Origin of the sequence: Streptomyces sp. NPDC047017 (assembly GCF_040644175.1) — a bacterium.
In the GTDB taxonomy this organism is placed as follows: domain Bacteria; phylum Actinomycetota; class Actinomycetes; order Streptomycetales; family Streptomycetaceae; genus Streptomyces.
In genome coordinates this window covers 127,732-148,475 of record NZ_JBEYVW010000025.1, presented here as the reverse complement: position 1 = coordinate 148,475, position 20,744 = coordinate 127,732, and the positions used below count along the sequence as shown (strand labels likewise).

The window sequence follows — 20,744 nt, the reverse complement described above, 5'->3', positions numbered from 1 at the left end:
CCGCCGGCTCCACACCTACAATCACCACCGCGGACACACCGCGCTCAAGGGCCAACCACCCGCCAGCCGCGTCCCCAACCTCACAGGGCAATACAGCTAGGGCTCACACCGACCGCCGGTCGTCTCCCGCCGTCTCACGCCACCCGTCCGCTCACGCCCGGGAGCGATGGGCCACGTACGCCAGCGTGCCGAGGAGCAGCCGGGCCTCCGGGGGGTTGGCCGTGTCGAGGGCGGGGGCGCGCAGCCAGCGGGCCGGGCCCCGGCCGCCGCGGTCCGAGGGTGGGGCCGTGAGGTACGTACCGGGGCCGAGGCCGCGCAGGTCGAGGGCGGCGGGGTCGTCCCAGCCCATCCGGTACAGCAGGCCGGGCAGTTCCGCGGCGGCGCCCGGGGCGACGAAGAAGTGCGCGCGGCCGTCCGGGGCCGCGGTCACCGGGCCGAGCGGCAGGCCCATGCGCTCCATCCGCACCAGGGCGCGCCGCCCGGCCGGCTCGGCGACCTCGATCACGTCGAAGGCGCTGCCGACCGCCAGCATCACCGCGGCCCCCGGCAGCTCGGCCCAGGCCCGGGTCACCTCGTCGAGCGTCGCCCCGGCCGGGATGCCGGGCGCGAACTCCAGGGGATGGGCGCCCGGCTCCGGGCAGGCGGTGCGGCCGCAGGAGCAGGCGCCGCCGACGGCCCGCGCGCCCCGCACCACGTCCCAGCCCCACAGCCCGGTGTACTCGGCCACCGCCGTGCACTCCGAGGAGCGGTACGACCGGCCGCGCCGTCGCGCGCCGGAGCGGATCTCGCGAATACCGCCGATCGTGAAGCCCATGCCCCCTCCAACGGGTCCGTCCCCCCGTTGGTTACGAGGCGGATGCGGAACGTGACGCTCTGTCCCCACTGTCTCCCCGACTCCGCCTCGGAGCGGACGGCGCCCGGAAGCACCCCGGGTGGTGCGTACGACAGCGTGCGCCCTTGAGCGCACCGCTCCGCCGACTCGCAGTCGTCGTCTGTCAAGTGAATCGCGCCAGGGCCACCGAGAGTTCATTCGAAGGGGTGGCGAATGGTGGCGTTTCCGAGAACCACGTGGCCGCATCGGTGATCGTCGGATTACTCTGAGTGTGCGAGTCCTGGGGGCACATGCGCTCGTGGGTATGCCGGAGGCAACTCGGTAGTCCGTTCGAAGGGTGACAAGCGCCGGACGGGCGGCGGTGTTGACGGGCATTCTGATAGGGCTTGGCGCACTCGGCGACAAGTGGTCTCAGGAATGGGGGCGTTCCAGTGAGCGGCAACGGCGGCAGCGGGACGAGCACCGCGAGCGCGGACAAGCGACCGAACGAGCTGCTCACTTCCTGGTTCCTGCGCAGCGGCTGGTCCAAGGGCGAGCTGGCCCGCCAGGTCAACCGCCGGGCCCGCCGGCTGGGGGCCAACCACATCTCCACCGACACCTCGCGCGTACGCCGCTGGCTGGACGGGGAGAATCCGCGCGAGCCGATCCCGCGCATCCTCTCGGAGCTGTTCTCCGAGCGCTTCGGCTGCGTCGTCTCCGTGGAGGACCTCGGGCTGCGCACCGCCCGCCCCACCCCCTCGGCCACCGGCGTCGACCTGCCCTGGACGGGCCCGCAGACGGTCGCCCTGCTCAGCGAGTTCTCGCGCAGCGACCTGATGCTGGCGCGGCGCGGCTTCCTCGGGTCCTCGTTATTGCTGTCCGCCGGCCCCTCCCTCATCGAGCCGCTGCAGCGCTGGCTCGTGCCCACGCCCCCGGCCCCCCTGCGCGAGGCCGAGTCGTCCGCCGCCGCCCGCCGCCCCGGCCGGCTCTCCCGCCCCGAGCTGGAGCTGCTGGAGACCACCACGAAGATGTTCCGGCAGTGGGACGCCCAGTGCGGCGGCGGTCTGCGCCGCAAGGCCGTGGTCGGCCAGCTGCACGAGGTGACGGACCTGCTCCAGGAGCCCCAGCCCGAGACCACCACCCGGCGCCTGTTCAAGGTCGCCGCCGAGCTGGCCGAGCTGGCCGGCTGGATGAGCTACGACGTGGGCCTGCAGCCCACCGCCCAGAAGTACTTCGTGCTCGCCCTGCACGCCGCCAAGGAGGCGGGCGACAAGCCGCTCGGTTCCTATGTGCTGTCCAGCATGAGCCGCCAGATGATCCACCTCGGCCGCCCCGAGGACGCCCTGGAGCTCATCCATCTCGGCCAGTACGGCAGCCGGGACTGCGCCAGTCCGCGCACCCAGTCCATGCTGTATGCGATGGAGGCCCGCGCGTACGCCAACATGGGCCAGCCCGGCAAGTGCAAGCGCGCGGTGCGGATGGCCGAGGACACCTTCTCCGACGCGGGCGACTGGGACGAGCCCGACCCCGACTGGATCCGCTTCTTCTCCGAGGCCGAGCTGTACGGCGAGAACAGCCACTCCTTCCGCGACCTCGCCTATGTGGCCGGCCGCAGCCCCACCTACGCCTCGCTGGCCGAACCGCTGATGGAGAAGGCCGTACGGCTGTTCGCCGACGACCAGGAGCACCAGCGCTCGTACGCGCTCAACCTCATCGGCATGGCCACCGTCCACCTGCTCCAGCGCGAGCCCGAGCAGAGCACGCGGTACGCGGCCGATGCCATGCGGGTGGCCAAGAAGGTCCGCTCCGAGCGCGTCAACACCCGTATCCGCAAGACCGTCGACAACGCCGTACGCGACTTCGGCGACCTCGGCGAGGTCATCGACCTGACCGAGCAGCTCGCCGCCGAACTGCCCGAGACCGCCGAGGCGGTCTGACCGCCCCCGCACCCCGGCCGCGGCCGGCCCTCCCGAACTGCCCGACTCGGCTCCCCCATGCCAGGTCATCGGAAGGCCGCCGCGGCCGGTCCCTTCTCGCCGGGGCCCCTGCCGCGTTCTGCTCGCGTGTTCTCCCCCCGGCCGGCATCCATAGGCGCCCGATTCATCCAGGCGTAACACGCCAGGTGCCTTCGTCACCCCGGTGAAACAGCCAGGGGCGTCCGCCGAAACCGCGCTGCGCGAATCTCGTGGCGCAGAACGGCCCACCCCTCACGGCCCGCACCCGGTGCCGGGACCGCCCCGGTCCCGCCCGCACGGGGCCGCACCGACCGACGAGGAGACGCCGATGGCCCCAGCCATCATGCTTGCGGCGGACGCACCCAGACTGTCGTCCGCGAACACAGGCTTCATGCTCATCTGTTCCGCCCTGGTGATGCTGATGACCCCGGGCCTGGCCTTCTTCTACGGAGGCATGGTCCGCGTCAAGAGCACCCTGAACATGCTGATGATGAGCTTCATCAGCCTCGGGATCGTCACCGTCCTGTGGGTGCTCTACGGCTTCTCGCTGGCCTTCGGCACCGATCACGGCTCCCTGCTCGGCTGGACCTCCGGCTACGCCGGTTTCAGCGGCATCGGCAAGACGGACCTGTGGCCCGGGTACACCATCCCGGTCTTCGTCTTCGCCGTCTTCCAGCTGATGTTCGCGGTCATCACCCCCGCCCTGATCAGCGGCGCCCTGGCCGACCGGGTGAAGTTCACCGCCTGGTCGCTGTTCGTGGTGCTGTGGGTGACGATCGTGTACTTCCCGGTCGCCCACTGGGTGTGGGGGACCGGCGGCTGGGCCTTCAAGCTCGGGGTGATCGACTTCGCCGGCGGCACCGCGGTGCACATCAACGCCGGCGCCGCCGCCCTCGGCGTGATCCTCGTCATCGGCAGGCGCACCGGCTTCAAGAAGGACCCGATGCGCCCGCACAGCCTCCCGCTGGTCATGCTCGGCGCGGGCCTGCTGTGGTTCGGCTGGTTCGGCTTCAACGCCGGCTCCTGGCTCGGCAACGACGACGGCGTCGGCCCGCTGATGTTCGTCAACACCCAGGTCGCCACCGCCGCCGCCATGCTGGCCTGGCTCGGCTACGAGAAGCTCCGGCACGGCGCGTGCACCACGCTGGGCGCCGCCTCCGGCGCGGTCGCCGGCCTGGTCGCGATCACCCCCTCCGGCGGCGCGGTCTCCCCGCTCGGCGCGATCGCGGTCGGTGCCATCGCCGGTGTGCTGTGCGCCATGGCGGTCGGCCTCAAGTACCGGTTCGGCTACGACGACTCCCTCGACGTCGTCGGCGTCCACATGGTCGGCGGCATCCTCGGCTCCCTGCTGATCGGCCTGTTCGCCAGCGGCAGCGGCCAGTCCGACGTCAAGGGCCTCTTCTACGGCGGCGGCCTGGACCAGTTCTGGAAGCAGTGCGCCGGTGTCTTCGCCGTCCTGGCCTACTCCCTGATCGCCTCCGCGGTGCTCGCCTTCCTGATCGACAAGTCGATCGGCATGCGGGTCACCGAGGACGAGGAGATCTCCGGCATCGACCAGGCCCAGCACGCCGAGACCGCCTACGACTTCAGCGGCGCCGGCGGCGGGGTGCTCGGCGCGCTCACCGCACCGGCCGGCACCGCCGCGCAGAGCAGGCCGAGCGCGCAGGACAAGAAGCAGGACGAGAAGCAGGACGAGAAGCAGGACGAGAAGCAGGACGAGAAGCAGGACAAGAAGCGGAGCAAGAAGGTGGACGCATGAAACTCATCACCGCCGTGGTCAAGCCGCACCGCCTCGACGAGATCAAGGAGGCTTTGCAGACCTTCGGCGTGCACGGCCTCACGGTCACCGAGGCCAGCGGCTACGGCCGGCAGCGCGGACACACCGAGGTCTACCGGGGTGCCGAGTACACCGTCGACCTCGTGCCCAAGATCCGTATCGAGGTGCTGGCCGAGGACGACGACGCCGACGAGCTGATCGAGGTGGTCGTCAAGGCGGCCCGCACGGGCAAGATCGGTGACGGGAAGGTCTGGTCGCTGCCGGTCGACACGGCGGTCCGGGTCCGCACCGGCGAACGCGGCCCGGACGCGCTCTGACGGCCGCGGCGGGCGACCGGGCGACGGGCCACCGGGCGACCGGTGATCGGGTGATCGAGGACAGGAGCCACCGGGTGACGGACAGGGACGTGACGAACGAAGCGGCGCCGGCGCCACCCGGCGGCTACGCGGCGGCCCGGCTGCGCCTGCTCACCGAGGGGGAGCACAGCGGGCCGCCGCGCCGCGGCGCCCTCGCACGGCTCACCGACGACTGGCTCGCCGGGCTGTTCACCGCCGCCGGCGGCCACCGGGGCGTGTCGCTCGTCGCCGTCGGCGGCTACGGCCGGGGCGAGCTGTCCCCGCGCAGCGACCTCGACCTGCTCCTGCTGCACGACGGCGGCGACACCGAGGCGGTCGCCGCCCTCGCCGACCGCCTCTGGTACCCCGTGTGGGACCTCGGCCTCGCCCTCGACCACTCGGTGCGCACCCCCGCCGAGGCACGCCGGACCGCGGGCGCCGACCTCAAGGTCCACCTCGGCCTGCTGGACGCCCGCCACCTCGCCGGCGACCTCGGCCTGACCACCGCGCTGCGCACCACGGTCCTCGCCGACTGGCGCAACCAGGCCCCCAAGCGCCTGCCCGAACTCCGCGAGCTGTGCGCCGAACGCGCCGCACGCCAGGGCGAGCTGCAGTACCTGCTCGAACCCGACCTCAAGGAGGCCCGCGGCGGCCTGCGCGACGCCACCGCGCTGCGCGCCGTGGCCGCCTCCTGGCTCGCCGACGCCCCCCGCGAGGGCCTCGCCGACGCCCGCCGCCGCCTCCTCGACGTCCGCGACGCCCTGCACCTGGCCACCGGCCGCGCCACCGACCGGCTCGCCCTCCAGGAACAGGACCAGGTGGCCGCCGGGCTCGGCCTGCTCGACGCCGACACCCTGCTGCGGCAGGTGTACGAGGCGGCCCGCGTCATCTCGTACGCCAGTGATGTCACCTGGCGCGAAGTGGGGCGCGTGCTGCGGTCGCGCGCCGTGCGTCCGCGGCTGCGCGGCCTGCTCGGCGGCGGGAAACCCGGCGCGGAGCGGTCACCGCTGGCCGAAGGGGTGGTGGAACAGGACGGCGAGGTGGTACTCGCCCGCACCGCGCGCCCCGAACGGGACCCCGTGCTCCCGCTGCGCGCCGCGGCCGCCGCCGCGCAGGCCGGCCTCCCGCTCTCCCCGCATGCCGTGCGCCGGCTGGCCGCCACCGCGCGCCCGCTGCCCACACCCTGGCCCGCCGAGGCCCGGGAACAGTTCGTCACCCTGCTCGGCGCGGGAAGCCCCACCGTGCAGGTCTGGGAGGCGCTGGAGGCGGAGGGCCTGGTCACCCGGCTGCTGCCCGACTGGGAACGGGTGCGCTGCCGCCCGCAGCGCAACGCCGTGCACGTGTGGACCGTCGACCGGCACCTGATCGAGACGGCCGTGCGCGCCGCCGCGCTCACCCGCCGCGTCGGCCGCCCCGACCTGCTCCTGGTCGCCGCCCTGCTGCACGACATCGGCAAGGGCTGGCCCGGCGACCACTCGGTGGCCGGCGAGACCATCGCCGCCGACGTCGCCGCGCGCGTCGGCTTCGACCGCGCCGACGCCGCCGTACTGGCCACTCTGGTCCGCCACCACCTGCTGCTCGTGGAGACCGCCACCCGGCGCGACCTGGACGACCCGGCCACCGTCCGGGCGGTCGCCGAGGCGGTCGCCGCCCCGGGCACCCTCGAACTGCTGCACGCCCTGACCGAGGCGGACGCGCTGGCCACCGGACCGGCCGCCTGGTCCGCCTGGCGGGGCTCCCTCGTCGCCGACCTCGTCCGCCGGGTCGCCGCGGTCCTCACCGGCGACGCCCCCGCCGTGCCCGAGCCGGCCGCCGCGCCCAGCGCCGAACACGAACGGCTCGCCGTCGAGGCGCACCGCACCGGCGGACCGGTCCTGGCACTGCGGGCCCGGACCGCACCGGCCCTGGACGAGGCAGCCCCGGACGAGGCGGCGGTGCGGGAGGCCGAGCCGCTCGGGGTGGAACTGCTCATCGCCGTCCCCGACCAGCCGGGCGTGCTGCCCGCCGCCGCCGGGGTGCTGTCCCTGCACCGCCTCACCGTCCGCACGGCCGAGCTGCGCACCCTGGAACCGCCCGGCGGCGACGCCGTCCTGCTGCTGGACTGGCGGGTGGCCGCCGAGTACGGCTCGCTGCCCCAGGCCGCCCGGCTGCGCGCCGATCTGGTTCGGGCGCTGGACGGCTCGCTCGACGTCGCGGGCCGCCTCGCCGAACGGGACGCCGCCTACCCGCGCCGCCGGGGCGTACCGGCGCCCCCGCCGCGCGTGACGGTCGCCCCGGCCGCCTCCCGGCACGCCACCGTGATCGAGGTCCGCGCCCAGGACGCCCCCGGACTGCTGTTCCGCATCGGCCGGGCCCTGGAGGACGCCAAGGTGCGGATGCGCAGCGCCCACGTCAGCACCCTGGGCGCCAACGCGGTGGACGCCTTCTACGTCACCGGCCCGGAGGGCGAGCCGCTGCCGCGGGAGGAGGCGGCGTCGGCGGCCCGCGGGCTGGAGGAGGCGCTGCGTACGGGACCGTGACCCGCTCTTGCCCGGCCGGGATACTCTGGAGGGCGATTCCCACAGCCATCCCCGACCCCGAGGACCGCGAGCGCCGTGTTCGACACTCTCTCCGATCGCCTGTCAGCGACCTTCAAGAGCCTGCGCGGCAAGGGGCGCCTGAGCGAGGCGGACATCGACGCCACCGCGCGCGAGATCCGCATCGCCCTGCTCGAAGCGGACGTGGCCCTGCCGGTCGTCCGGACGTTCATCAAGAACGTCAAGGAGCGCGCCCTCGGTGCCGAGGTCTCCCGGGCCCTGAACCCGGCCCAGCAGGTTCTCAAGATCGTCAATGACGAACTCGTGACGGTGTTGGGCGGCGAGACCCGTCGGCTCCGCTTCGCCAAGCAGCCGCCGACCGTGATCATGCTGGCCGGTCTACAGGGTGCGGGCAAGACCACCCTCGCGGGCAAGCTGGGCAGCTGGCTCAAGGAGCAGGGCCACTCGCCGCTGCTGGTCGCCTGTGACCTCCAGCGGCCGAACGCCGTCAACCAGCTCAGCGTCGTCGCCGAGCGCGCCGGAGTCGCGGTCTACGCGCCCGAGCCGGGCAACGGCGTCGGCGACCCGGTCAAGGTCGCCAAGGACTCCATCGACTTCGCCCGGACCAAGGTCCACGACATCGTGATCGTGGACACCGCCGGCCGCCTCGGCATCGACACCGAGATGATGCGGCAGGCCGCGGACATCCGGGACGCCGTCTCGCCCGACGAGATCCTCTTCGTCGTCGACGCGATGATCGGCCAGGACGCGGTGAACACCGCGGAGGCGTTCCGCGACGGCGTCGGCTTCGACGGCGTGGTGCTCTCCAAGCTCGACGGCGACGCCCGCGGCGGCGCGGCCCTGTCGGTCCGGCAGATCACCGGCAAGCCGATCATGTTCGCCTCCAACGGCGAGAAGCTCGACGACTTCGACGCCTTCCACCCGGACCGGATGGCCTCCCGCATCCTCGACATGGGTGACCTGCTCACCCTGATCGAGCAGGCGGAGAAGACGTTCAGCCAGGAAGAGGCCGAGAAGATGGCCTCCAAGCTGGCGTCGAAGAAGGGTCAGGACTTCACCTTCGACGACTTCCTGTCCCAGATGGAGCAGGTCAGGAAGATGGGCAGCATCAGCAAGCTGCTCGGCATGCTGCCCGGCATGGGACAGATCAAGGACCAGATCAACAACATCGACGAGCGCGACGTGGACCGCACCGCCGCGATCATCAAGTCGATGACCCCGGCCGAGCGCCAGGAACCGACGATCATCAACGGCTCCCGCCGCGCCCGGATCGCCAAGGGCTCCGGCGTCGAGGTCAGCGCCGTCAAGAACCTGGTCGAGCGGTTCTTCGAGGCCCGCAAGATGATGTCCCGCATGGCCCAGGGCGGCATGCCCGGGATGCCGGGGCTGCCGGGCATGGGCGGCGGCGCGGGCCGCACCAAGAAGCAGCCGAAGAAGGCCAAGGGCAAGCAGCGCTCGGGCAACCCGATGAAGCGCAAGCAGCAGGAGCTGGAGGAGGTCGCGCGCCGCGCCGCCGCCGCCCAGAACGGCGGCGCCCCGGGCCTGCCGCAGCAGGGCGCCCAGGACTTCGAGCTGCCGGACGAGTTCAAGAAGTTCATGGGCTGACCCACCGCGCCCCGGACCCCGGACCGCAGGTCACTGCCCGGCCCCCGGGCCGCAGCTCACCGAGACGCCGAGGGCGCTCCCGATCACCGGGGGCGCCCTCAGCGCGTGCCGGGTTGCTCCATGTGCCGTAACGTCCAGATATGAGCAATGCCGCGCCACCACGCAAGGCCCCTGACCAGCCGTGGCGCACCGAGGGCACGCCGGACGAGCCGCCCAGGCGGCCCGGTGGCCGGCGGCCGCGCGGACGGTGGTGGGGGCTGCTCGTCACCGCGGTGGTCGTCTTCCTGCTGGCCTACGGCGGGCTGAGCTACTACAGCTCGGGCAGCGAGCCGGTCATCTCGTACACGGAGTTCAGCAGGCAGGTCGACGCCGGCAACGTCAGCAAGATCTACGCCAAGGGCGACGCCATCCAGGGGCAGCTCAAGAGCGCCCGCGACCGGCCGAGCGGCGGTGGCACGTACACCAAGTTCAAGACCCAGCGCCCGTCCTTCGCGGACGACAGGCTGTGGCAGAGCCTGAGCGGCCACCACGTCACGGTGACCGCGCAGCCGGTCGTACAGGAGCGCGGTTTCCTGGCCAACCTGCTGCTGTCGCTGCTGCCGATCCTGGTCCTGGCGGCGCTGTGGATCTTCTTCGCGCGGCGGATCGGCTCGGGTCTCGGTCCCGGCGGCCTGCTGGGCCGCAAGACACCGCCCCGGCCGGTCGAACTCCAGCCGGGCACCCAGCGCACGACCTTCGCCGACGTGGCCGGCATCGACGAGGTCAAGGGCGAGCTGGACGACGTCGTCGACTTCCTCAAGCACCCCGACGACTACCGGCGCATGGGCGCCAAGATGCCCCGCGGCGTGCTGCTCACCGGCCCGCCCGGCACCGGCAAGACCCTGCTCGCCCGGGCGGTGGCCGGCGAGGCGGGCGTGCCGTTCTTCTCCGCGTCGGCGTCCGAGTTCATCGAGATGATCGTGGGCGTGGGCGCCTCCCGGGTGCGCGAGCTGTTCGCGGAGGCCCGCAAGGTGGCCCCGTCGATCGTCTTCATCGACGAGATCGACACCATCGGCCGGGCGCGCGGCGGCGGCGCCTCGATGGGCGGGCACGACGAGCGCGAGCAGACGCTGAACCAGATCCTGACCGAGATGGACGGCTTCTCCGGCTCCGAGGGCGTGATCGTGCTGGCCGCGACCAACCGCGCCGACGTCCTGGACCCGGCCCTGACCCGGCCCGGCCGGTTCGACCGGGTGGTGAGCGTGGCGCCGCCCGACCGCGGCGGGCGCGAGGCGATCCTGCGCATCCACACCCGCCAGATCCCGCTGGCCCCCGGCGTGGACCTGACCCGGGTGGCCCGTACCACTCCGGGCATGACCGGTGCCGAACTGGCCAATCTCGCCAACGAGGCCGCCCTGCTCGCGGTCAAGCGGCGCCAGCGCGAGGTCACCCAGCTCGACTTCTCCGAGGCGCTGGAGAAGGTCCAGCTCGGCGCGGAACGCGCCCTGGTGATGCCCGAGGAGGAACGCCGGCGCACCGCGTACCACGAGAGCGGGCACGCCCTGCTCGGCATGTTGCAGCCCGGCGCCGACCCGGTCCGCAAGATCACCATCGTGCCGCGCGGCAGGGCGCTCGGCGTGACGCTGTCCACGCCGGAGTCCGACAAGTACGCGTACACCGAGGAGTACCTGCGCGGCCGGATCATCGGCGCGCTCGGCGGCATGGCGGCCGAGCACGTCGTCTACGACGTCATCACCACCGGTTCGGAGAGCGACCTGGAGCAGGTCACCAACATCGCGCGCGGGATGGTGGCCCGCTGGGGGATGAGCGAGCACCTGGGCCGGCTGTCCGCGCTGCCGAACGACGCCCAGCAGGCGTACGGGCTGTCCGCCGCGCCGCAGACCCTGGACGCCATCGACACCGAGATGCGCCGGATCGTCGACGAGTGCTACGAGGAGGCGTGCCGCAAGCTGCGCGACCACCGCCCCCAGCTGGACGCGCTGGCCGGGGCGCTGCTGGAGAACGAGACGCTGGAGGAGGCCGACGCCTACCGGGTCGCCGGCATCACCCGGCTGAAGAAGGATCTGGACGCGGCGGCCCGCGAGGCGGCCGAGGCGGCGGACCCGGGCCGGGACGGCTGACCCGGACCGCCGCCGGATCAGGGGGTGCGCGCGATCAGGTAGCGGAACACGTTGGGCATCCACACCGTGCCGTCGCGCCGCTGGTGGGCGTGGAGGGCCTCGGCCAGCTCCTTGTCCACCTGCTGCGGGTCGGTGGCGGCGATCGCCGCGTCGAACAGTCCGGTGGAGAGCATGCCGCGCACCGCGCTGTCCAGGCCGGCGTAGCCGAAGGGGCACGCCACCCGTCCCGAGCCGTCCGGGCGCAGCCCGGCGCGCCGGGCCACCTCCTCCAGGCCGTCGCGCGGGGCGGGCGGCGGCGGATCGTCGGACCGGGTCGCCACCCGCAGCACGGACGCGGCCGCGCAGCGCTCCGGCGGCCCCCAGCCGGCCAGTACCACGGGCGCCCCGCGCTCGGCCAGCGCCGCCGCCGCGGCGAGTGCCCCGGCCGCCTCCTCCGTGTCGTCCCCCAGGCCCCCGAGCGGTTCGAAGGCGGTCACCAGGGTGTACGGGGGCGTGCCCTGGCCGGCCGCGTCGCGCGGCGCGCCCTGGACGAGCCGGGCCTCGGCCCGCGCGCGGGTGTCCCACGCCTCGGGCAGCAGCCGCCGCCGGGCGAGGGCGAGCCGTTCGGGGCAGGAGTCGACACCGGTGACCGCCGCCCCCCTGGCGGCCGCCATGAGCAGGGCGAGCCCGGAGCCGCAGCCCAGGGCGAGCAGCCGGGTGCCCGGGCCCGCGTCCAGTCGCTCGTGGACGGCCTCGTAGAGCGGCACCAGCATCCGCTCCTGGATCTCGGACCAGTCACGCGCGCGTGCACGCCGGTCCACCCGGGGCGCCGGCCCCGCGTGAGACGCGTGCCGGCGCACGAGCGTAGGTGTCATGGATAAGCGCCCCAATCCGCCGAGAGTTGCCGCTGTGCCGATTCCGTGACCCCCGTGGCCGTGCGCGCGCACTTCCGTATGCCAGGTAACTCCCCGCTCCCCATCGCGTCCAGGGGTCGTGGGGGCCTGTTCGTCCGTTCCGGGTGAATCGGGGCCGGATTTCACCTGCGTGAAACCCGGCCGCGTCAGGAGGGCGCCGCCGCCGGGGCGGGGCGGTGCGGGACACCGGTGACGCGCCCGGTAACGTCACGGTCGTCGCACCCGCTCGCCGAGGGGAAGTCTTCCGCCGGGCAAGCGGCCGAAACGTCTCCTGTACACCGCGCGCACTCATGTGAACCGGCGCGCGTGAAGGGCGTACACGCCGGGGCGTACGCGGGGCTACGCACCACCTTGGTACGAGCTGTGAGGACTTTTCCGCAGATCAGCGCACCCGCCCTCGTCAGGACGCATCAGCGGCAACTGACGGGTACGTGCAAATTATTTGGGATGCCCCGGAATAGGAACACAGGGGCACCCCCGCTCGTTGTCATTACGTGAGCACGACACAGACACCTCCTGTACTCGCCGCGGAGCTGGCGCAGGCGTGGGCCGACATTCAGCGGTACCACCCCGAGCTGCCGGACCTCGCCGCCCCCGAGTCCCTGATCGGGGAGTCGTCGTCCGCGTGCGGACACGAACTCTCCTTCGAGCGACTGCTGCACGAGGCAGTCCATGGCATCGCCGCCGCGCGCGGGGTGCGCGACACCTCCCGCGCCGGCCGCTACCACAACCGCCGGTTCCTCGCGATCGCCGAGGAGCTGGGCCTGGACCATCCCGAGGAGCCGCACCCGAGCAGCGGTTTCTCCCTGGTCACGCTCAGCCCCGAGGCCAAGCGGCGCTACCGCCCGACCATCGAGCACCTGCAACGCGCCCTGAAGGCCCACCTGGCCGCCACCGCCGCCGACACCAGCCGCACCTTCCGCGGCCCGGCCGCCCGCCACGGCTCGTCCGGCGGCGGCGTACGCGTCAAGGCCGTCTGCGACTGCGGACGCAACGTCCGGGTCGTCCCCTCGGTCCTGGCCCAGGCCCCGATCGTGTGCGGCGGCTGCGGCAAGCCGTTCCGCATCCCGGAGGTCGTGGGCGCGGCGGCGAGCTGAGGCCGCGGCTGCTCGTGGCAGCCGCGGCCCCACCGCCGGCCGGTACCGCCCGCGCGACGGCACCCGCGCGCCGGGTGCCCCCGCGGTGTGCCCGCGCGCACCCACCCGCCGCCGGAAGGGGTCCGACGGGTATGGCACAATGACTAGCTGTACTCGACAGCCGCACAGGACCCCTCTCTCCTCCGGCTGACGCGTCCGTCGGGCACTCGGGTACCGCAACCCCACGCGGCGACCGAGCCGTGCCCCACCACGTCAAAACCAGGAGAATCCACTCCCGTGGCAGTCAAGATCAAGCTGAAGCGTCTGGGCAAGATCCGTTCGCCTCACTACCGCATCGTCGTCGCCGACTCCCGTACCCGCCGTGACGGCCGGGCCATCGAGGAGATCGGCCTGTACCACCCGGTGCAGAACCCCTCGCGCATCGAGGTCGACGCCGACCGTGTCGCGTACTGGCTCTCCGTCGGCGCCCAGCCGACCGAGCCCGTGCTCGCCATCCTGAAGAAGACCGGCGACTGGCAGAAGTTCAAGGGCGAGCCCGCCCCGGCGCCGCTGCTGCAGCTGGCCGAGAAGGCCGCGCGTCCGTCGTTCGAGTCCCTCGGCGGCGACGACGAGGGCAAGGGTGAGGCCATCACCCAGAAGAAGAAGGCCGAGAAGAAGGACGAGGCCGCCGCCGAGTCCTCCGAGGCCTGAGCAACATGCTCGAAGAGGCGCTTGAGCACCTCGTGAAGGGCATCGTCGACAACCCCGACGATGTGCAGGTCGCCTCGCGCGACCTGCGCCGCGGACGCGTGCTCGAGGTCCGGGTGCACCCCGAGGACCTCGGCAAGGTGATCGGCCGCAACGGCCGTACCGCGCGTGCTCTGCGCACCGTCGTGGGCGCCATCGGCGGCCGGGGCGTCCGCGTCGACCTCGTCGACGTGGACCACGTCCGCTGACGCTTTTCGCAACCGGCTCGGGCCGGGGAGGGCCACTGGGCCGTCCCCGGCCCGCAGTCGTTGGGGCGGCCGCGCGGGCCGTACCCGGCCCGCAGTCGTTGGGGCGGCCGTGCGGGCCGTACCCGGCCGCAGTCGTTGGGGCGGCCGTGCGGGCCGTACCCGGCCGCAGTCGCAGGACAGGAGATGTGGACACGTGCAGCTGGTAGTCGCACGGATCGGCCGCGCCCATGGCATCAAGGGCGAGGTCACCGTCGAGGTACGCACCGACGAGCCGGAACTCAGGCTCGCGCCCGGTGCCGTCCTCACCACCGATCCCGCCGCCGCGGGCCCGCTCACCATCGAGACCGGCCGGGTGCACAGCGGCCGCCTGCTGCTGCGCTTCGCGGGCGTGAGCGACCGCACCGGCGCCGAGGCCCTGCGCAACACCCTCCTCATCGCCGACGTCGACCCCGACGAGCTGCCCGAGGAGGAGGACGAGTACTACGACCACCAGCTGATCGACCTCGACGTGGTCACCGCGGACGGCACCGAGGTCGGCCGGATCACCGAGATCTCGCACCTGCCCTCGCAGGACCTGTTCATCGTCGAACGCCCCGACGGCAGCGAGGTGATGATCCCCTTCGTCGAGGAGATCGTCACCGAGATCGACCTGGAGGAGCAGCGGGCCGTCATCACCCCGCCGCCCGGCCTGATCGACGACCGGGCCGAGATCGCCTCCGCGCGCGAGTCCGGGGACGAGCCCCGATGAGGCTCGACGTCGTCACGATCTTCCCCGAGTACCTGGAACCGCTGAACGTCTCCCTGGTCGGCAAGGCCCGCGCGCGCGGACTGCTGGACGTGCGGGTGCACGACCTGCGCGCGTGGACGTACGACCGGCACAACACGGTCGACGACACGCCCTACGGCGGCGGCCCCGGCATGGTCATGAAGACCGGGCCCTGGGGCGACGCCCTGGACCGCGTCCTGGCCGACGGCTACGAGACGGGCGCCCACGCGCCGGCCCTGATCGTGCCCACCCCCAGCGGCCGGCCGTTCACCCAGGAACTCGCCGTCGAACTCTCCGAACGCCCCTGGCTGATCTTCACCCCGGCCCGCTACGAGGGCATCGACCGCCGGGTCATGGACGAGTACGCCACCCGGATGCCGGTCTACGAGGTGTCCATCGGCGACTACGTGCTGGCCGGCGGCGAGGCGGCCGTCCTGGTCGTCACCGAGGCCGTCGCCCGGCTGCTGCCCGGCGTCCTGGGCAACGCCGAGTCCCACCGGGACGACTCCTTCGCACCCGGCGCCATGGCGAGCCTGCTGGAGGGCCCCGTCTACACCAAGCCGCCCGTCTGGCGCGGCCGGGACATCCCGGAGACGCTGCTCAGCGGCCACCACGGGAAGATCGCCCGCTGGCGCCGCGACGAGGCCCTGCGCCGCACCACGGCCCACCGGCCCGACCTCATCGAGCGCTGCGCGCCGGGCGCCTTCGACAAGAAGGACCGCGAGATGCTGTCCATCCTGGGCTGGTCCCCGGACCCCGAGGGCGAGCCGTACGGCCGATTTTGGCGCAGGACCGACGGCGTGGAAGAATAGGCCGCTGCCGTGCGCCGTCCGGTGGGCGCCCCTGCCACAGGGGGACACGACGACCGCCCCGACCGCCCGGCAGCCTCATGGAAAATCCTAGTTCCCGTTGATGACCTGTGGCATCAGCGAAGAAAGCAGACGACATGTCTCACCTGCTCGACACCGTCGACGCCGCATCGCTGCGCGAGGACGTCCCGGCCTTCCGCCCGGGTGACACCGTCAACGTGCACGTCCGCGTCATCGAGGGCAACCGCTCCCGTGTGCAGCAGTTCAAGGGTGTGGTGATCCGCCGCCAGGGTTCCGGCGTGCGCGAGACCTTCACGGTCCGCAAGGTCTCCTTCTCCGTCGGCGTCGAGCGCACCTTCCCGGTGCACACCCCGATCGTGGAGAAGATCGAGCTCGTCACCCGCGGTGACGTGCGCCGCGCCAAGCTGTACTACCTCCGTGAGCTGCGCGGCAAGGCCGCGAAGATCAAGGAGAAGCGCGAGAACTGAGCGCGCTGCGGGGTTCATGGCCGGGCGGGATAGCATTCCGCCCCGATGGACACCGAAGCACAGCCGACCGAGCGCGACCGCTCCTCAAGCCCTTCCGGGGCCGGGCCCGAACAGGACCCGGACCCGCGAGGGCCCGAGGGACGGTCGCGTTCGTCGTTGGCGGCGCGCCTCACCGACTGGGTCCCCGGCGGCCGCGTCACCCTCTCCGTGCTGCTCTGCCTGGTCCTCCTGCTGCTCCTGAACGTGTTCGTGGCCCAGCCGTTCCAGATCCCGAGCGGGTCCATGGAGCAGGGGCTGCGGATCGGGGACCGCGTCCTCGTGAACAAGCTGGCCTACCGCTTCGGGGCCGGCCCCCGGCGCGGCGATGTCGTCGTGTTCGACGGCACCGGCTACTTCGGGGACGCCGACTACATCAAACGCGTTGTGGGTGTGGGGGGAGACCATGTGGTCTGCTGCGACAAGGGAGGCCGGATCGCGGTGAACGGCCTGCCGGTCGACGAGTCGTCGTTCCTGCACCCCGGGGACAGCCCCTCGGCGGTGCCCTTCGACGTCGTCGTGCCCGACGGCACCCTGTTCGTCCTCGGTGACCACCGCGGCGACTCCAGCGACTCGCGCGACCACCTGGGCTCCCCGGGCGGCGGCATGATCCCGGTCGGTGACGTGATCGGCCGGGCCGACTGGATCGTCTGGCCCTACGCCCACTGGACCCGGCTGACCCGGCCGGGTGCCTACGCGCGCGTGCCCGCCGCCGGTGACAGGGGCGGCGCCCATGGGTAGCCGCGGCAAACCGCGCGGCGCGCCGGTCAGCGCGGCCGACGAACTGCTGCCCACCGGGGTCCGGCGCGCGGCGGCGGGCCCATCCGGCGGCCGCACCCGCGCGGAGCGGCGCAAGCTCCAGCGCAAGGTCAAGCGCAAGCGCAGACGCTCGGCCGTGCGGGAGGTCCCGCTCCTCGTCGGGGTGGCCGTGCTCATAGCGCTGGTGCTGAAGACCTTCCTGGTGCAGGCGTTCGTGATCCCCTCGGGCTCCATGGAGCAGACGATCCGCATCGGCGACCGGGTCCTGGTCGACAAGTTCACCCCGTGGTTCGGCTCCGAGCCGCACCGCGGTGACGTCGTGGTCTTCCGCGACCCGGGCGGCTGGCTGACGGACGAGGAGAGCACCAAGAAGCACGATCCCGTCGTCGTCAAGCAGGTCAAGGAAGGACTCACCTTCATCGGCCTGCTGCCCTCCGACAACGAGAAGGACCTGATCAAACGGGTCGTCGGGGTCGGCGGGGACCACGTCAAGTGCTGCGACAAGCAGGGGCGGGTGACCGTCAACGGCGTTGCCCTGAACGAGCGGGACTACCTCTACCCGGGCAACGCGCCCTCCGACACCCCGTTCGACATCACCGTCCCCCGGGGCAGGCTGTGGGTGATGGGGGACCACCGGGGCAACTCGGCGGACTCGCGCGCGCACCGGGACACCGCCTACGGCGGCACCGTCTCCGAGGAGTCCGTGGTGGGCCGGGCCCTGGTCATCGGCTGGCCGTTCGGGCACTGGGCCACGCTCAAGGAACCGCAAACATTCGCCTCGGTGCCCGACGCGGCGGCCGGGTCGGCCCCCGCCGCCGGGCTGTCGCATAGGGTTGCCCTCTACGATCCCAACAGATCGGTTCGACTCCCGACCCCTGCGGAACTCCCGCTCGTTATGGGAGTGGTGGGCCTGCACCGTGCACGGGGCGGGCGGCGGCACGGAGTGAGGAGTTGGCGTGGGGGATGTGGCGCTTGGCGCACGGTCCGGAAGCGACGGCGAGGAGCACCGCGGACACCCCGTGGAAGCGGCCGACCCCGCTGCGGACAGCGCCGTGACCTCCGGGAACAAGAGCGAAACAGCCGAGGACAGCACGGTGACAGAGCACAGTCAGAGCGATGAGCGGGCGACGGACGGCAGCACCCCGGAGGCGAAGAAGCCGCGTTCCTTCTGGAAGGAACTGCCGATCCTCGTCGTCATCGCGCTGGTGCTGGCCCTGCTGATCAAGACGTTCCTGGTCCAGGCGTTCTCCATCCCGTCCGACTCGATGCAGGACACCCTGCAGCGCGGCGACCGGGTCCTGGTCGACAAGCTGACCCCCTGGTTCGGCTCCGAGCCCGACCGCGGCGAGGTCGTCGTCTTCCACGACCCGGACGACTGGCTGGCCGGCGAGCCCACGGCCAAGCCCAACGCCCTGCAGACGGTGCTCAGCTGGATCGGCCTGATGCCGTCCGCCGAGGAGAAGGACCTCATCAAGCGCGTCATCGGCGTCGGCGGCGACACCGTCGAGTGCAAGGGCAGCGGCCCGCTCAAGGTCAACGGCAAGGCGCTGGACGAGGCGTCCTACGTCTACCCGGGCAACACGCCGTGCAGCATCGACGACCAGGGCGGCCAGTTCAAGGTCAAGGTGCCCAAGGGCTACATCTGGGTCATGGGCGACCACCGGCAGAACTCCCGGGACTCGCGCTACAACCAGGCCGACAAGAACCACGGCATGGTCCCGGTCAAGGACGTCGTGGGCCGCGCGATCGTGCGGGCCTGGCCGGTCAACCGCTGGGGCACCCTGCCCGTGCCCGACACCTTCGACCAGAAGGGCATCGGCGCGCAGCAGTCCTCGGCGGCGGGCGCGCTGACGGTGGCGCCGGGCGGGGTGGCCCTGAGCGCGGCCGTGCCGCTGGTGGTGTGGCGCCGCAGGCGCGTGCTGAAGTCCGAGTCCGGCACGGGTACGGCCACCACGGCCACCGGGAGCCGCTGACCATACGCAGCTGATACGTACGTCGCTGATACGTACGCCGCTGATCCGCACGGAGGCCCGGGGCGGTGCGGACGGAGACATTCCGTTCGTGCCGCCCACCTCTGTGAAGTCCCCGTGGAGCTGTCGCCGCGCTCGCGGAAGGGGACTGCCCGGGCTCGGTACCGCCGGGTAGGGTGCGGGTCCATGGGTGGCGAGAGCACGACACGTACGGCCCCGCGCGGCGGCGGCACAGGCAGGGCCCCGGCCGGTGGCAGGACGGGACAGCGGCTGTCCGGCCTCGCCGTGGCACTGGGCCTGGTGCTGTTCCTCGGCGGCTTCGGCTGGGCGGCGGTGGCCTACCGGCCGTACACCGTGCCCACCTCCTCCATGACGCCGACGATCGGCGTCGGCGACCGGGTGCTGGCCCAGCGGGTCGACGGCGACCAGGTGCGCCGCGGTGACGTCGTCGTCTTCCACGACCGCAGCTGGGTGGCGAACGCGCCGGTGGTCAAGCGCGTGGTGGCCGTCGGCGGCGACACGGTCTCCTGCTGCACGCGGGGCAGGCTGACCGTCGACGGCAAGGAGATCGACGAGCCGTATCTCAAGGGCGGCCCCGCCGAGATCGTGAACTTCCCGACGGTGAAGGTGCCCGCGGGCCGGCTGTTCCTGCTCGGCGACGAACGCCAGGGCTCGCTGGACTCCACCGCCCATCTCACCGACGCAGCCAGGGGCACCGTGGCGAGCAGCGACGTGACCGCCCGGGTCGACGCCGTGATCTGGCCCGCCAAGGGCATGCTGGAGCGCCCCACCGGCTTCGAGCGGCTGGGCGCCCTGTCCCGGCCGGGCCCGCTGCGCGTGATCGTCTGGCTGATCGCCGGCGGCGCCGTGCTGGTGCTGGTCGGCGGCGCCTACGGGCCGGTCGCCAAGCGGCTGGGCCGCTCCCGTGTGCGTGCCCGGACGGAGCCGGCCGGTGCCCGCTGAGGCCGCGCCGCGCAAGGTGGCCCGCGTGGTGCTGCTCGATCCGGCGGACCGCGTCCTGCTGCTGCACGGCCACGAGCCGGACGACCCGGCCGACGACTGGTGGTTCACGCCCGGCGGCGGCCTGGAGGGCGACGAGACCCGCGAGCAGGCCGCGCTGCGCGAACTCGCGGAGGAGACCGGCATCACCGAGGTCGAGCTGGGCCCGGTGCTGTGGCGGCGCAGGTGCTCCTTCCCGTTCGCGGGCCGCCGCTGGGACCAGGACGAGTGGTACTTCCTGGCCCGCACCAGCCAGACGGCGACCGCCGCCACCGCCCTGACCGAACTGGAGCGGCGCAGCGTCGTCGGAGCGCGCTGGTGGACGTGTCGGGAACTGGCCCTGGCCCATGAGACCGTGTATCCGACCAGACTCGCCGGGCTGCTGCGCACACTGCTCGACGAAGGTCCCCCGGCCGCGCCCGTGACCCTGGACACCGAAATCGTCTAGGGGCTCACGACCCTGGCGCACAATGGGGGGACCGTACGGCTGAAGGGGAACATGCCATGAGCGCCGAGGACCTCGAGAAGTACGAGACCGAGATGGAGCTGAAGCTCTACCGGGAGTACCGCGATGTCGTCGGTCTGTTCAAATACGTGATCGAGACCGAGCGGCGTTTCTACCTCACCAACGACTATGAGATGCAGGTGCACTCGGTCCAGGGCGAGGTGTTCTTCGAGGTGACGATGGCCGACGCCTGGGTGTGGGACATGTACCGGCCGGCCCGGTTCGTGAAGCAGGTGCGTGTCCTCACGTTCAAGGACGTGAACATCGAAGAGCTGAACAAGAGCGATCTGGAGCTGCCCGGCGGCTGATCCGGGACGCGGGATCACTCGTGCGGGTGATGGAGTTGT

The 20,744-nt window shown here is 72.5% G+C and carries 20 protein-coding genes; 18 read left to right on the top strand and 2 right to left on the bottom strand.

Annotated features, from left to right (window positions below; genetic code table 11):
* Positions 1–151: 151 nt before the first annotated feature.
* Positions 152–814 carry a bifunctional DNA primase/polymerase gene (locus ABZ858_RS33000; protein WP_361387131.1) on the bottom strand — a complete coding sequence of 221 codons (663 nt, stop codon included), beginning with the start codon at positions 812–814 and terminating at the stop codon, positions 152–154.
* Positions 815–1,263: 449 nt separating this feature from the next.
* Between ABZ858_RS33000 and ABZ858_RS32995 the strand changes: the two genes are divergently transcribed.
* The 6 genes from ABZ858_RS32995 to ftsH all read left to right on the top strand — a co-directional run bounded on the left by ABZ858_RS32995 (position 1,264) and on the right by ftsH (position 11,140).
* Positions 1,264–2,748, top strand: a complete 1,485-nt coding sequence (locus ABZ858_RS32995; protein ID WP_361387128.1) for a hypothetical protein — start codon at positions 1,264–1,266, stop codon at positions 2,746–2,748.
* 346 nt (positions 2,749–3,094) lie between these two features.
* Positions 3,095–4,525: an ammonium transporter gene (locus ABZ858_RS32990; protein ID WP_361387125.1), complete on the top strand. Its 1,431-nt coding sequence runs from the start codon at positions 3,095–3,097 to the stop codon at positions 4,523–4,525.
* Positions 4,522–4,860: a P-II family nitrogen regulator gene (locus ABZ858_RS32985; RefSeq protein WP_361387122.1), complete on the top strand. Its 339-nt coding sequence runs from the start codon at positions 4,522–4,524 to the stop codon at positions 4,858–4,860. The genes ABZ858_RS32990 and ABZ858_RS32985 overlap by 4 nt, the downstream gene beginning before the upstream one ends.
* A gap of 74 nt (positions 4,861–4,934) precedes the next feature.
* Positions 4,935–7,397, top strand: a complete 2,463-nt coding sequence (locus ABZ858_RS32980) for a [protein-PII] uridylyltransferase (protein ID WP_361387119.1) — start codon at positions 4,935–4,937, stop codon at positions 7,395–7,397.
* Between the two features lie 75 nt (positions 7,398–7,472).
* Entirely contained in the window at positions 7,473–9,020 is a 1,548-nt protein-coding gene (gene ffh / locus ABZ858_RS32975; protein WP_361387116.1) for a signal recognition particle protein, read from the top strand.
* Between the two features lie 140 nt (positions 9,021–9,160).
* Positions 9,161–11,140 carry an ATP-dependent zinc metalloprotease FtsH gene (gene ftsH, locus ABZ858_RS32970; RefSeq protein WP_361387113.1) on the top strand — a complete coding sequence of 660 codons (1,980 nt, stop codon included), beginning with the start codon at positions 9,161–9,163 and terminating at the stop codon, positions 11,138–11,140.
* Between the two features lie 17 nt (positions 11,141–11,157).
* On the opposite strand, the gene ABZ858_RS32965 is transcribed toward ftsH, so the two are convergent.
* The gene (locus ABZ858_RS32965) at positions 11,158–11,994 is read right to left on the bottom strand and encodes a methyltransferase domain-containing protein (protein ID WP_361387110.1); all 837 of its coding nucleotides are present in this window, start codon (positions 11,992–11,994) and stop codon (positions 11,158–11,160) included.
* A gap of 533 nt (positions 11,995–12,527) precedes the next feature.
* Here ABZ858_RS32965 and ABZ858_RS32960 point away from each other — a divergent pair.
* The 12 genes from ABZ858_RS32960 to ABZ858_RS32905 all read left to right on the top strand — a co-directional run bounded on the left by ABZ858_RS32960 (position 12,528) and on the right by ABZ858_RS32905 (position 20,705).
* Complete coding sequence (locus ABZ858_RS32960) at positions 12,528–13,130, top strand: hypothetical protein (protein ID WP_361387106.1); 603 nt, start codon at positions 12,528–12,530, stop codon at positions 13,128–13,130.
* A 276-nt stretch (positions 13,131–13,406) separates the two neighbouring features.
* The gene (rpsP, locus tag ABZ858_RS32955; RefSeq protein WP_361387103.1) at positions 13,407–13,820 is read left to right on the top strand and encodes a 30S ribosomal protein S16; all 414 of its coding nucleotides are present in this window, start codon (positions 13,407–13,409) and stop codon (positions 13,818–13,820) included.
* 5 nt (positions 13,821–13,825) lie between these two features.
* Complete coding sequence (locus ABZ858_RS32950; protein WP_161180513.1) at positions 13,826–14,065, top strand: RNA-binding protein; 240 nt, start codon at positions 13,826–13,828, stop codon at positions 14,063–14,065.
* A gap of 193 nt (positions 14,066–14,258) precedes the next feature.
* Entirely contained in the window at positions 14,259–14,813 is a 555-nt protein-coding gene (gene rimM / locus ABZ858_RS32945; RefSeq protein ID WP_361387100.1) for a ribosome maturation factor RimM, read from the top strand.
* On the top strand, positions 14,810–15,643 hold the full coding sequence (trmD, locus tag ABZ858_RS32940) for a tRNA (guanosine(37)-N1)-methyltransferase TrmD (RefSeq protein ID WP_361387097.1): 834 nt from the start codon (positions 14,810–14,812) through the stop codon (positions 15,641–15,643). Before rimM ends, trmD begins: the two co-directional genes overlap by 4 nt.
* Positions 15,644–15,777: 134 nt before the next feature.
* Positions 15,778–16,128 (top strand): 50S ribosomal protein L19, encoded by a 351-nt coding sequence (gene rplS / locus ABZ858_RS32935; protein ID WP_361387094.1) that lies wholly within the window; start codon positions 15,778–15,780, stop codon positions 16,126–16,128.
* Positions 16,129–16,173: 45 nt separating this feature from the next.
* On the top strand, positions 16,174–16,905 hold the full coding sequence (lepB, locus tag ABZ858_RS32930) for a signal peptidase I (protein WP_361387091.1): 732 nt from the start codon (positions 16,174–16,176) through the stop codon (positions 16,903–16,905).
* Positions 16,898–18,043 carry a signal peptidase I gene (gene lepB, locus ABZ858_RS32925; protein ID WP_361387088.1) on the top strand — a complete coding sequence of 382 codons (1,146 nt, stop codon included), beginning with the start codon at positions 16,898–16,900 and terminating at the stop codon, positions 18,041–18,043. The genes lepB (ABZ858_RS32930) and lepB (ABZ858_RS32925) overlap by 8 nt, the downstream gene beginning before the upstream one ends.
* Positions 17,943–18,896: a signal peptidase I gene (gene lepB, locus ABZ858_RS32920; RefSeq protein ID WP_361387085.1), complete on the top strand. Its 954-nt coding sequence runs from the start codon at positions 17,943–17,945 to the stop codon at positions 18,894–18,896. The genes lepB (ABZ858_RS32925) and lepB (ABZ858_RS32920) overlap by 101 nt, the downstream gene beginning before the upstream one ends.
* A 183-nt stretch (positions 18,897–19,079) precedes the next feature.
* Positions 19,080–19,856 carry a signal peptidase I gene (gene lepB / locus ABZ858_RS32915; protein WP_361387082.1) on the top strand — a complete coding sequence of 259 codons (777 nt, stop codon included), beginning with the start codon at positions 19,080–19,082 and terminating at the stop codon, positions 19,854–19,856.
* Positions 19,846–20,340, top strand: coding sequence for an NUDIX hydrolase (locus tag ABZ858_RS32910; RefSeq protein WP_361387079.1), 495 nt, complete (start codon positions 19,846–19,848; stop codon positions 20,338–20,340). Before lepB (ABZ858_RS32915) ends, ABZ858_RS32910 begins: the two co-directional genes overlap by 11 nt.
* Positions 20,341–20,396: 56 nt before the next feature.
* Entirely contained in the window at positions 20,397–20,705 is a 309-nt protein-coding gene (locus ABZ858_RS32905; protein ID WP_014675276.1) for a DUF2469 domain-containing protein, read from the top strand.
* The last annotated feature ends 39 nt before the right edge of the window (positions 20,706–20,744 follow it).